General features: G+C 72.3%; 11 protein-coding genes. 7 read left to right on the top strand and 4 right to left on the bottom strand.

All coding sequences use genetic code 11. The annotated features are described in order from the left end of the window. On the bottom strand, positions 1–771 hold the full coding sequence (locus J2S42_RS14585; protein ID WP_307239493.1) for an enoyl-CoA hydratase-related protein: 771 nt from the start codon (positions 769–771) through the stop codon (positions 1–3). A 64-nt stretch (positions 772–835) separates the two neighbouring features. Between J2S42_RS14585 and hemW the strand changes: the two genes are divergently transcribed. Further along, the gene (gene hemW / locus J2S42_RS14580; protein ID WP_307239492.1) at positions 836–2056 is read left to right on the top strand and encodes a radical SAM family heme chaperone HemW; all 1221 of its coding nucleotides are present in this window, start codon (positions 836–838) and stop codon (positions 2054–2056) included. Between the two features lie 59 nt (positions 2057–2115). Here hemW and J2S42_RS14575 read toward each other — a convergent pair whose 3' ends face one another. Further along, the gene (locus J2S42_RS14575; protein ID WP_307239490.1) at positions 2116–2850 is read right to left on the bottom strand and encodes a DUF4870 domain-containing protein; all 735 of its coding nucleotides are present in this window, start codon (positions 2848–2850) and stop codon (positions 2116–2118) included. A 237-nt stretch (positions 2851–3087) separates the two neighbouring features. Here J2S42_RS14575 and hrcA point away from each other — a divergent pair, with 237 nt between their 5' ends. The 5 genes from hrcA (at position 3088) to J2S42_RS14550 (ending at position 8578) form a co-directional block, all read left to right on the top strand. After that, positions 3088–4110, top strand: coding sequence for a heat-inducible transcriptional repressor HrcA (hrcA, locus tag J2S42_RS14570; RefSeq protein WP_307239488.1), 1023 nt, complete (start codon positions 3088–3090; stop codon positions 4108–4110). Between the two features lie 45 nt (positions 4111–4155). Beyond that, on the top strand, positions 4156–5292 hold the full coding sequence (gene dnaJ / locus J2S42_RS14565) for a molecular chaperone DnaJ (protein ID WP_307248761.1): 1137 nt from the start codon (positions 4156–4158) through the stop codon (positions 5290–5292). Positions 5293–5295: 3 nt separating this feature from the next. After that, complete coding sequence (locus J2S42_RS14560) at positions 5296–6027, top strand: 16S rRNA (uracil(1498)-N(3))-methyltransferase (protein ID WP_307239486.1); 732 nt, start codon at positions 5296–5298, stop codon at positions 6025–6027. Positions 6028–6032: 5 nt separating this feature from the next. Continuing rightward, positions 6033–6554, top strand: coding sequence for a GNAT family N-acetyltransferase (locus tag J2S42_RS14555; RefSeq protein ID WP_307239485.1), 522 nt, complete (start codon positions 6033–6035; stop codon positions 6552–6554). Between the two features lie 158 nt (positions 6555–6712). Beyond that, entirely contained in the window at positions 6713–8578 is a 1866-nt protein-coding gene (locus J2S42_RS14550) for a hypothetical protein (protein WP_307239483.1), read from the top strand. 25 nt (positions 8579–8603) lie between these two features. Here the strand turns inward: J2S42_RS14550 and J2S42_RS14545 are convergent, their stop codons facing one another. Together J2S42_RS14545 and J2S42_RS14540 are read right to left on the bottom strand one after the other, a co-directional pair. Then, positions 8604–9104 carry an NUDIX hydrolase gene (locus J2S42_RS14545; protein WP_307239481.1) on the bottom strand — a complete coding sequence of 167 codons (501 nt, stop codon included), beginning with the start codon at positions 9102–9104 and terminating at the stop codon, positions 8604–8606. A 327-nt stretch (positions 9105–9431) separates the two neighbouring features. Then, positions 9432–11840 (bottom strand): beta-glucosidase family protein, encoded by a 2409-nt coding sequence (locus J2S42_RS14540; protein WP_307239479.1) that lies wholly within the window; start codon positions 11838–11840, stop codon positions 9432–9434. 86 nt (positions 11841–11926) lie between these two features. On the opposite strand from J2S42_RS14540, the gene J2S42_RS14535 reads away from it, so the two are divergent. After that, complete coding sequence (locus tag J2S42_RS14535; RefSeq protein WP_307239477.1) at positions 11927–12535, top strand: DUF1707 SHOCT-like domain-containing protein; 609 nt, start codon at positions 11927–11929, stop codon at positions 12533–12535. The last annotated feature ends 20 nt before the right edge of the window (positions 12536–12555 follow it).

Raw genomic sequence — 12555 nt, 5'->3', positions numbered from 1 at the left:
TTACTGGGGCGGTCGCGGGATCCAGCCGGGTGCGCGTTTTTCCCGGAATGCCCGGATGCCCTCCTGGCCCTCCGGGGACCTGAAGTAGTGGTCGGACGCGTCGGCCATCCGGGCCAGCTCGTCACGCACGGTCACGTCCTGGAGCAGCCCACGGGCGCCGGCGAGCGCGGCCGGTGCGCCCTTCACCAGGGACTCGCAGTAACCGCGCACCGTTTCGTCCAGATCGTCGGTGACCCGGGTGACGAGGCCGATCTCCACGGCGCGGGCCGCGTCGAACACGTCACCGGTCAGGAACAGCTCGGTGGCGGCGCGCGCGGTGATCCGGCGGCGCACCGGCACGGAGATCACCGCCGGGATCACGCCCAGCCGGACCTCGCTGAACGCGAACGTGGCCGCCGTCGCGCAGACCACGATGTCCGCGGCCGCGATCAGGCCGATGCCGCCCGCGCGGGCCGGGCCGCCGACCCGGGCCACGATCGGCTTCGGCGACTCCCACAGCGCGGCCAGCAGGTCGGCCAGTGGCACCACCGGGAGCGTGCCGTCGCCGTCGAACGCGGCCTGGGTCTCCTTCAGGTCGGCGCCGGCGCAGAAGACCGGGCCGGTGTGGGACAGCACGATCACCCGGACGGACGGGTCGGCCTCGGCCGCGGCCAGCGCCTCGGACAGCTCGTTGATCAGCGACGTGGACAGGGCGTTGCGGTTGTGCGGGCTGTCCAGCGTGAGGGTCGCCACCCCGCCGCCGGCCGCCACCCGCAGGAGCGCGGACGTCATGCGGGCACACTAGTGGACGGGGGTGCTCGGGCACGCCCGACGAACCGGACGCAGGAGATCGAGAGTGCCAGGCGAACTTCCCGACGGCGAGGCCGTACCGATCGACGGCGCGTTGCCCCCGGCCGCGCTCGAGGCCTCCGGCCGGCGTGGCTTCGGCGTCTACGTGCACGTGCCGTTCTGCGCGAGCCGGTGCGGGTACTGCGACTTCAACACGTACACCGCGACCGAGCTGGGTGGCGGTGCGAGCCGGGACGAGTACGCGGAGACCGTGCTGGCCGAACTGCGCCTGGCGTCACGCGTTATGACGAAAAAACCGGAAAAAGTGGACACGGTGTTCGTGGGGGGTGGGACGCCGACGCTGCTGCCGGCGGACGACCTCGTGCGCATCCTGGAGGCGATCGACGACACCTGGGGCCTCGCGCCGGACGCCGAGGTCACCACGGAGGCGAACCCCGAGTCGGTCGACCTGGGGTACCTGAGGGCGCTGCGCCGCGGTGGCTTCACCCGCGTCTCGCTCGGCATGCAGTCCACCGCGCCGGGCGTGCTCCGGATCCTGGAGCGCCAGCACTCCGCGGGCCGCGCGCCGGCCGCCGCAATCGAGGCACGGGAAGCCGGTTTCGCGCACGTCAACCTGGATCTGATCTACGGTACGCCGGGGGAGACCGCGGACGACTTCGCCCGCTCGCTGGACGCGGTGATCGCGGCCGGGGTCGACCACGTGAGCGCGTACGCCCTGATCGTCGAGGACGGCACCCGGCTCGCCGCCCGCATGCGCCGCGGCGAGCTGCCGTACCCGGACGACGACGTGGCCGCGGACCGCTACCTGGCCGCGGACCGGGCGCTGACCGCCGCGGGCCTGCACTGGTACGAGGTGAGCAACTGGGCCGCCACGCCCGAGGCCCGCTGCCGGCACAACCTGCTCTACTGGACCGGCGGCGACTGGTGGGGGCTCGGGCCGGGCGCGCACAGCCACGTCGGCGGCGTCCGCTGGTGGAACGTCAAGCACCCCGCGGCGTACGCGAAGCGCCTGGCCGCCGGCGAGACGCCCGCGCTCGCCCGGGAACTGCTGACCGAGGCCGACCGGCACATGGAGGACGTGATGCTGCGCGTCCGGCTGGCCGAGGGCCTGCCGTTGGCCACGCTGGACGAGGCCGGGCGTGCCGGTGCGAAGGGCGCGCTGGCCCGCGGGCTGCTGGAGCCGGGCGCCTACGACGCGGGCCGGGTGGTGCTCACGCGGGACGGCCGGCTGCTCGCCGACGGCGTGGTCCGCGACCTGCTGACCTGACCGGGCCGGCAGGTCGCGGGGCTGTCTACTTCACGACACGCCCTACTTCACGACACGCCCTACTTCACGACACGCCAGGTCATCGGGTACGTGTACCACTCCCCGTCGTTGACCTTGATGGTCGCCATGATGCCGAAGATCAGCACGACCAGCCAGACGATGAAGGGCAGGAAGAACAGGAAGCCGAACGAGCAGGCGGTCAGCACCACCGAGACGACCGCGGCGATGCCCCAGGTGATCTGGAAGTTCAGCGCCTCGACCGCGTGCGCGCGGACGACCTGCGACTCGTTGCCCTTGACCAGCAGCACGATCAGCGGGGCGAGGAAGCCGAAGAGGACGCCGCCGATGTGGGACAGGAGCACCCAGGTCTTGTCGTCGTTGGCGTAGTTCGCCTTACCGCCGGGGTAACCGGGCCCGCCGAACTGCGGTCCCGGCTGTCCGTAGCCACCGCCGGGCGGCGGGCCGTAGCCGCCGGGGGGCGTGCCGTAGCCGCCGGGCGGCGGGGGCTGGCCACCGGGCGGCGGGTATGCGCCGGCACCGCTGGTGGGCGGCGGGGGATAGGCGCCCGCGCCGCTGGTGGGCGGCGGGGGATAGGCGCCCGCGCCGCTGGTGGGCGGCGGCGGGTATGCGCCGGCACCGCTGGTCGGCGGCGGGGGATAGGCGCCCGCGCCGCTGGTGGGCGGTGGGTAGGAGCCGTCCGGCGTCGGCGGCGTGCTGTACGACGGCGGCATGGGGGCGGTCGGGTCGTTGTGACCCGGGTGGCCCTCGCCAGGCGGACGAGGCGGTTCGGTCATGCCCGCCACGGTAGAGGGACCGATCAAACCAAGCCAGCTCCCGCCTCCGGCGTGCCTATCCCATTAACCGATATATCAGAAATATCGCATATGTGGGCCAAACTGATCATCGCTTCTCGTGGACGTGCGTCGTAGACTGGCACTCGCTACAGTCGAGTGCCAGCGGTACGGCAGCGGTAACAGAAGTACGGCAGCATCGGCGAGAGGATCTCTGACCGGCGGGAAGGTAGGTTGGCGATGCCATTGGACGATCGCAAGCTCGCCGTTCTGCGCGCGATAGTCGAGGACTACGTCGCGACGCAGGAGCCGGTCGGCAGCAAGTCCCTGGTCGAGCGGCACAACCTCGGGGTCTCCCCGGCCACCGTGCGCAACGACATGGCGGTGCTCGAGGAGGAGGGCTACATCCGGCAGCCGCACACGAGCGCCGGCCGCGTCCCCACGGACCGTGGCTACCGGCTCTTCGTGGACCGGCTCTCCCGGGTGAAGCCGCTCAGCCCGGCCGAGCGGCGTGCCATCGAGAAGTTCCTGGTCGGCGCCGTCGACCTCGACGATGTGGTGCATCGCACTGTCCGGCTTCTGGCTCAGCTGACCCGCCAGGTCGCGGTCGTGCAATACCCCAGCCTGGCGCGGTCGTCCGTGCGCCATCTGGAGCTGGTGCAGGTCTCCACCACCCGGCTGATGCTCGTCATGATCGCCGACACCGGCCGGGTCGAGCAGCGCCTGGTGGAGCTGCCCGCACCGACCTCCGCGGACCTGGTGCTCGACCTGCGCAGCCGGATCAACGAGAAGCTCTGCGGCAAGCGTCTGGTGGACACGCCGATGCTGGTCGAGGCGCTGATCGACGAGATCCGGCCGGAGCAGCGGTCGACCATGGCGGTGCTCTCGTCCGTGCTGCTGGAGACGCTGGTCGAGCGACGCGAGGAGCGGGTTGTCCTGGCGGGCACCGCGAACCTGACCCGGGGTGGCATCCTGGACTTCCACGGTTCGCTGCGGCCCATCCTCGAGGCGCTGGAGGAGGATCTGATCCTGCTCAAGCTGTTCGGGGAGGTCGAGCCGACCACCACCCGAGTGATGATCGGCGACGAGACCCAGGTCGACAACCTGCGGTCCGCGGCGGTGGTCAGCACCGGGTACGGCCCGCACAGCACGATCGTGGGCGGGTTGGGCGTGCTCGGCCCGACCCGGATGGACTACCCCGGCAACATCGCGACGGTGCGAGCCGTGGCACGCTACGTGAGTGAACTGCTGGCACAGAACTAACCGCCGGCATTCCTGATCCAGACAGACATGGGGACACCGAACGCAGTGGCCAGGGACTACTACGGGATCCTCGGCGTGAGCCGGGACGCGACCGACGACGACATCAAGCGGGCCTATCGCAAGCTGGCCCGCCAATACCACCCGGACGTGAATCCGGATCCCGAGGCGCACGAGAAGTTCAAGGACATCAACGCGGCGTACGAGGTGCTCTCGGACGACCAGAAGCGTCAGATGGTCGACCTCGGCGGCGACCCGCTCGCCCCGGGCGGCGGGGGCGGCCCCGGCGGCCCCGGCGGCGCGGGACCGTTCGTCGGGTTCCAGGACATCATGGACGCGTTCTTCGGCCAGGCCGCGGGCGCGACCCGGGGCCCGCGACCGCGTACCCGTCCGGGCGCCGACGCGATCCTCCGCCTCGAGCTCGACCTGCAGGAGACCGCGTTCGGCGTCGAGGCGCCGATCACGGTCGACACCGCGGTCATCTGCACCACCTGCTCCGGCGCCGGCACCGCGGCCGGCACCCACCTGGCCACCTGCGAGACCTGCCAGGGCCGCGGCGAGGTGCAGTCCGTGCAGCGCACGTTCCTCGGCCAGGTCGTGTCGTCCCGCCCGTGCACGGTGTGCCAGGGCCACGGCACGGTCATCCCGAGCCCGTGCCCGACCTGCGCCGGCGAGGGCCGCGTCCGGACCCGCCGGTCGCTGACCGTCAAGATCCCGGCCGGTGTCGAGGACGGCATGCGCATCCGCCTCGCCCAGCAGGGCGAGGTCGGCCCCGGCGGCGGCACCGCCGGCGACCTCTACGTCGAGATCCACGAGCGCCCGCACGACGTCTACTCCCGCCGCGGCGACGACCTGCACTGCCGGGTCACCGTGCCGATGACCTCGGCCGCGCTCGGCACCCGGCTGACCATCAAGACGCTGGACAGCGAGGAGCAGATCGACGTCAAGTCCGGCACCCAGCCGGGCGCCACCATGCGGATCCGCGGCAAGGGCGTCCCCCGCCTGCGCGGCCAGGGCCGCGGCGACCTCTTCGTCCACCTGGACGTGCGCACCCCCACCAAGCTGACCTCCGACCAGGAGCGCATGCTCCGCGAGTTCGCCAAGACCCGCGGTGAGGACGTCGCCGAGCTCTCCAAGCAGGGCGGTTTCTTCTCCCGCATGCGCGACGCCTTCAACGGGCACTAGCGGGTGTCCGCGCCGCTGTTCCTGGTCGAGTCGCTGCCCGCGGCCGACCGGTGGACCCTGGACGGGCCCGAGGGGCATCACGCGGCCGACGTGCAGCGCCTGACCGCCGGCGAGGAGCTGATTCTCGCCGACGGTCAGGGCGGCACCGCACTCGCCGTCGTGACCGCCGCCGCCAAGGGCAGGCTCACCATCACGATCACGTCCCGGGGGTACGTGGAGAGCCCCGACCCGCGGCTCGTCGTCGTCCAGGGCCTGCCCAAGGGCGACCGTGGCGAGCTGGCCGTGCAGGCGATGACCGAGACCGGCGTCGACGAGATCGTCCCGTGGTCCGCCGGCCGCTCCATCACGGTCTGGAAGGGCGACCGCGGCGCCAAGGCCCGCGACAAGTGGGCCGCCACCGCGCGCGAGGCCGCCAAACAGGCCCGCCGCGCCTGGTTGCCCACGGTCGCACCGGCCGCGCTCAGCACTGCTCGCGTGGCCGAGCGCCTGCGCGGCGAGGCCGCCGCGTTCGTGCTGCACGAGGAGGCCACCGATCGCCTCACCCACGTGCCGCTGCCGCCCGCCGGCGAGATCATCCTGATCGTCGGCCCGGAGGGCGGCATCACGCCCGCCGAGGTCGACGCGTTCACCGAGGCCGGCGCCCGTCCCGTACGCCTGGGTGATCTGGTGTTGAGAACCTCCACCGCCGGCGTGGCCGCGCTGTCCGTGCTCTCCACCCGCCTCGGCCGCTGGTGACCGTCGTGCCCGACGTCACGCTCCGCCCGCTCGCCACGGACGACCTGGACACGGTCGTCGCGTGGTTCGCCGAGCCGCACGTGGCCCGCTGGTGGGAGGCACCCACCGAACCGGCCGCGGTCCGCCGCCGCTACGCAGACCGGATCGCCGGCCGCGAGCCCACCGAGGCCTTCATCATCGAGACCGCGGGCCGCCCGGCCGGCCTGATCCAGCGCTACCTCATCGCCGAACACCCCGACTGGGCCGACGCGCTCCTCGCCACCGGCGCGTTCGCCGTCCCCGCCGCCGGCCTCGACTACCTGATCGGCGACCCGGCTCTGACCGGCCGCGGCCTGGCCTCCACCGCGATCCGCCAGCTCGCGCTCCGCACGCTCGATCAGGACCCGCACCTCGAGGCCATCGTCGCCGCCCCGTTCACCGCCAACGTCGCCTCCTGGCGCACCCTCGAACGCGCCGGCTTCACCCGTACCTACACCGGCCCCGTCGCCGGCGTCGATTCTCACCTCTACCTGCTCCGGCGCACGTGAACGCTCCGTGGGCATCGCGATAAAGGCCTTGCTCACTCTCCACACCGGATTGTTGACTCATCTTCCGGCCGGGCGAGATCGCATCGGTCAGGAGGGGAGCTTCAGTGAAGAGAACATGGGCTGCGGCGTGCGCCGCGGGCCTCGGCGTGGTGTTGGGAATGCCCGGCACCGCCTTGGCCGACTGGCATTCCGGCTCGGCGCCGCGGGTGGTGACCGGCTGGACCGACGCGGCCGAACCCGGCGTGGCGTTCCCCAGCAACCAACAGGCTCACCTGCCCCTGGGCACGTGGCAGGACGACGCCGGGGTGACTCACACGTCCCGCGTCTACGCGACGTTCGATCTCTCCCGCTACGACGACAGTCTGGTCACCGGCGGGACGGTTCTCGTCGAGGAGTGGAGCGCGGCCGACTGCACCAAGCGATCCGTCGAGATCTGGCGCACCGAGCCGTTCTCGGAGCTGCCGACCTGGGATCAGGCGCCCGCCGAGCTGGCGAAGCTGGACGAGGTCCGGACGCCGGAGTACTGCCCCGGCGCGCGGCTCGGCTTCGACGTCAGCGCCACGATCGCCGAGGCCAAGGCCGCCGGGGAGCGGCACGTGTCCTTCGTGTTGCGGGTCGCTGATGTGCACGAGGCCGACCCGGCGTACGGCCGGCGGCTCAGCCGTTCCCGGAACGTCTCCCTGAGCCTGTCGTACAACACCGTGCCGGCCGTCGACAGCGGCAACCTCTTCACCACCGGCCGGTCGTGCGTCAAGACCACGCCGTACCCGGTGATGGGCGCAGCCTCCCTGCAAGCCCGGCTGCTCGACGCCGACGAGGGGGAGGACCTCACGGCCGAGTTCGCGGTCTGGCCGGTGGGCAGCCCGGACACCCGGAGGACCTACCCGGACCGGACCGAGCGGGACTCCGGCCGGGTCGCCACGGTCACCGTGCCGAGCGGCGATCTCGTGCACGACGAGACCTACGGGTGGCAGGCGCGGGCGATCGACGGGACCGAGACCTCGGCCTGGTCGGACACGTGCTACTTCACCCACGACGGCGTCAAGCCGTCGGCGCCGACGGTCACGTCGCCCAACTTCCCGCCGGGAGGTGCTCCGGGCCCGGCCGGCGTGAAGCCGGTCTTCGTGCTCGACGGCCACGGCGACTCCGACATCGCCGGCTTCCAGTACGGCTGGTTCGACTCGAACGACACCTGGCCGTGCTTGCGGGAGAGCCGGCCCACTCAGTACGGGCAGCTCGAGTGCACCGACCCGCTCGACGCGCCGCAGCGGGTGCGGGCGGACAGGCCCGGCGGCCTCGCCACGGTCTCCATCAACCCTTACACGTACAGCGCGATGTCGTTCTACGTCCGGTCGGTCGACCGGGCCGGCAACGTCTCCGCGTCCACCAGGTACGACGTGAACATCCCGTACTCCGTCCCGGACGTGACCCTGGAGAGCGGCACGCCGGAGTGGAATCAGCCGGTCCAGCTCAAGATCACCCCGGCCCGCGGCGCTACGAACGTCGTGAGGTACCAGGTCGAGCGAGGTCAGAACGCCGTCGAGACCATCGATGCGGACGCGACCGGCACGGCCCGCTACAGCCTGGTCGCCTCCGATGCGTACGGCGAGCAGATCACGTTCCGCGGTATCGGAGCCGACGGCTTCGTGTCCATGCCGGGCTATTGGAGCTACTCCTTCGCCCCGGAGCCCGGTGTCCGTTCCGATGTCTACGACAACAGCAGCGCACTACCCGTGGGGGGAGTGGGCGTGCCCGGCTCCTTCACGTTCTCCCCACCTCCGGGCTGGACGGACACGGCCGAGTACCACTACGTCTTCGACGACTGGGAGAACGGCCTGACCGTGGTCCCGGCCGGTTCCGGCGGCCGCGCCACCATCACCTGGTCGCCGGAGAGGACCGGCCACCACACCCTGGTGGTCTTCGCGGTCCGTGCCGACGGCACGTGGAGCGACTACAACGCCTTCTACGACTTCGAGGTGGCATCGGGTCCCGCCGCCGGCCGACCGGCTCCCACGGTCCGGTAGCGCCGCCGCGCGTGCCGGTACGGCGTCACGCCGTACCGGCAGAGAGTGCCGTGAGCCCGTCGAGAAGAGGGAGCACCAGCTTCGCGCCGTTGCGGGTGTCCGGGAACATGTCGAGGGCGGGCAGGTCGTCGGGGGCGCACCAGCGGAAGGGAAGCTCCGGGTTGTCCGCCGTAATGGCCCGCTCGGCCACCGCCAGGTAGAGGTGATCGACGTGCACGTGGTCGGACGGCAGCCGGGACTCCGGCGGGACGATCTGCTCGGTGATCCAGACCGGGATCGGCACATTCGCGGCCGCCGGGTAGTCCGGCACGACGTTCGCGTACGGCAGCATCAGCGTGGCCGTCAGCCCGGTCTCCTCGCGGACCTCGCGGAGCGCGGCCTCGGCCGGATTCTCGTGTGCTTCGACGTGGCCGCCGGGCAGCATCCAGCGGGCGAAACGCGGGTGGCGGATCAGGCCGATCCGCCACCCGCCGTCGAGTCGCGCGAACAGGAAGACGCTGGCGGTCGCATGTTTGATCAAGGCCATCCGGCCATCCTGCCGGATGGCGTCAGGCCTGGGTCAGCGGTAGGTCGTTACGTGCGGCCCGCGGATCACGACTGATCATCGTCAGCCCTTCGACGCGTGCCCGCGCCACACAGCATCTGGTCGAACGGATCGCGCCGGACGGGGCGGGTCGCCGGCCAGCCACCAGAGCACGATGTGCGTGTCCAGCAGGTATGACTCGGTCATGCGATGCCGAGGTCGTCGGCGATGGTTCGCTCGACATCAGCCCTCTCGGCCCAAGGCCCAGCTGATCGAAATTGGGATGCACAGGTGTCCCGCTCGACTGGCGGTCGAGGCGAAGCCGACCGGTCAGATGCGGATCTCCGTGCTCAGGGGACGGTCCTCGACGGATCTTGCGGCCTCGATGCGGTACGTGCCCGGGACCGCCTGCCAGCCGTCGTCCCAGATCTGGAACGCACGCTCCGGGAGCGGGATGCGGGCCTCGACGGTCTCGCCGGGGGCGGCGGTGACCGGGGCGAAGCCGGCCAGCCAGCGCAGCGGACGGTCGATCGTGGTGCCGACCACGGCGCCGGCGTAGATCTGGACCACCTCGCGGCCCGGGCGGGCGCCGGTGTTGCGCAGCCGGACCACCGCGGTGCCGGCGTGAGCCGGGTCCGGCTCGATCGTGAGTGACTCGTACGACCAGGTGGTGTAGCCCAGGCCGTGGCCGAACGGGAACAGCGGCGTGGCGGTGCCGCGCTGCCAGGCCCGGTAGCCGATGAAGACGCCCTCGTCGTAGGAGAGCACCCCGTCGACCGGCGTGGTGGGCAGCGCGTCCTCGTCGCGGCGCGGCCAGGTGGTGGGCAGCCGGCCGCCGGGTTCGGCGCGGCCGAGCAGGACGTCGGCGAGCGCGGCGCCCGCCTCCTGGCCGGGGAACCAGGTGAGCAGGATCGACGGCACCTCCTCGGCCCAGGGCATCAGCACCGGCGAGCCGGCGTTGACCACCACGACGGTACGCGGGTTGGCGGCGGCGACCCGGAAGACCAGCTCGTCCTGGCGGCCGGGGAGCGCGAGCGTGGTGCGGTCGAAGCCCTCGGACTCGACCTCCTCGGTGGTGCCGACCACGACCACGGCGACGTCCGCGTCCCGGGCGACGGCGACGGCCTGATCGAGCAGGTCGTCGGCGGAGGGGCCGGGTGCGGCGTACCCCAGGCTGACGTTGACGAAGCCGGCGGACGCCGGCCGCACCTCCAGCGTCAGCGAGACGTCGACCGGATCGCCGAGCGTCAGCGGTACCGGGAAGCGGCGCTCGACCGGCTCGTGGAAGACCGTGTCCGGGTCGGCGTCGTCCGCGTAGATCTCGCCCTCGAAGATCACGTCGCCGGCGATCCGGAGCACGAACTGCCCGAACCCGATGATCGACAGCTCGTGCACGCCGGACACCGCCGGGGTGATCCGGCCGGAGATCTCCACCGTGGACAGCTCGCCCGGGTCGACGCCGGACGGCAGGCTGCCCATCCAGCGGACCGTCGCGTACGGCAGCGGCGTCGCGTACAGCACCCGGAAGCCGGCGGAGCGCAGCGTGGCGGTGTACCCGCCGACCGCGGCGGGCAGGTGCGGCCGTGGATCGGCGCCGGGCGCGAACACGACCGCGGGCAGCGCCGCGGTGAGGCCGTCGCGCGGGGAGATCACGTGCGGCGGGAAGACCTGTGCGCTGCCGCCGCCGAGCACGCGCGCGTCCGCGGCGAGCGCGCCGAGCAGCGCGACCGTCCGCAGCGACCCGGCGTCCAGCGGCAGCAGGTCCTGCTCGTTCCGGGCCAGCACGAACGACCGGGTCGCGATCTCCCGCGCGACCTCGGAACCGTCGAGCCGAGGCGGCGGCAGCGGCGGCACGGTGACCGCGCCGTCCAGCGCGCCGACCCGGGCCGCCAGGCGCAGCACCCGGCGTACCTTGTCGTCCAGGACCTTCTCCGGCACCTCGCCGGAGCGCACCGCCGCGAGCAGCGCCGGCCCCCACGGGTCGCCGACCGCGGGCATCACCACGTCCAGCCCGCCGAGCGCGCTCGGCACGGTGCTGCGCGCCGCGGTCCAGTCGGAGACGATCACGCCGTCCCAGTCCCACTCGCGCTTGAGCACGTCGTTCTGCAGCGGCCCGTGTTCGGTCATGGTCAGCCCGTTGACCGTGTTGTACGCCGCCATCGCGCCCCACGCTCCGGCGGCCGTGATCCGGGCGAACGGCGCCAGGTACAGCTCGCGCAGCGTGCGCTCGCCGGCGCGGACGTCCACGGTCATCCGGTCCGTCTCCGAGTCGTTGCCGACGAAGTGCTTGACCGTGGTGCCGACGCCCTGTTCTTGTACGCCCGTCACGTACCCCGCGCCGATCTCACCGGTCAGGAACGGGTCCTCCGAGAAGCACTCGAAGTGCCGCCCGCCGAGCGGCGACCGGTGCAGGTTGACGGTCGGCGCCAGCAGCACGTGCACGCCCTTGCGGCGGCACTCCTGGCCGAGCATCCGGCCGGCGGTCCGGGCCAGCGCGACGTCCCAGGTGGCGGCCAGCGCGGTCGGGCTGGGCAGCGCGACGGACGGGTCGTCCGGCGCCCAGCCGGTGCCACGCACGCCGACCGGGCCGTCGGACATCACCAGCGAGGCCAGGCCGATCTGCGGCAGCGCGGGGAGCGTCCAGAAGTCCTGACCGGACAGCAGCCGCACCTTGTCCTCGACGCCGAGTCGCGCCAGTGCGCGCTCGACGGCCTCCTCCCGTTCCGCGTCGCCCGACATGCCCCGCACCGCCCTCGCGTCGTGATGGTCGCCCGTCCCGATCCTGTCAGTTCCGCGGGCTGCATGCCGCCACTACGCTGTGCGTCGTGGATGAGCATCGGTTGCGCGTTTCCGACGCGGAACGTGCGGCGGTGGTGGAGATCCTCGGTCAGGCCACCAGCGACGGCCGCCTGACCCTGGACGAGTACTCGGAGCGCGCCGCCGCCGCGTACGCGGCGAAGACCCGGGGCGACCTGGCCGGGCTCACCGTCGACCTGCCCACCGGTCAGGAGATCGCACCCCGGCCGCAGCGGGCGCCCGCACCGCTGCACGGCGAGGTCGTCCCGGCCGCGGAGAGGCTGTCGGCGATCTTCGGCAGCGACGTCCGGCGCGGCGCGTTCCCGGTGCCGGAGCGGATGACCGCCGCGGCCTACTTCGGCGACGTCAAGATCGAGCTGCAGGACGCGCACCTGACCCGGCCGTACTCGGTGATCGAGGCGACCGCGATCTTCGGCGGCGTGACGATCTACGTGCCGGAGGGCGTCGACGTGCGGCTGACCGGGCCGGCCGCCGTGTTCGGCGGGAAGACGTCGAAGCTGCGCGGCGGGGTGCCGCCGGGCTCGCCGGTGCTCGAGGTGCGCGCGACGGTCTGGTTCGGCGAGGTGACCGTCCGCCCGCCGAAGAGCGGCTGGCTGGATCGCCTCGGTCTGACCTGACCGGCACCATAAGATTTCCC

This window comes from Catenuloplanes indicus, from assembly GCF_030813715.1.
Taxonomy (GTDB): domain Bacteria; phylum Actinomycetota; class Actinomycetes; order Mycobacteriales; family Micromonosporaceae; genus Catenuloplanes; species Catenuloplanes indicus.
The sequence above is the reverse complement of the archived record's forward strand: the minus strand, read 5'-3'. Positions and strand labels throughout refer to the sequence as shown.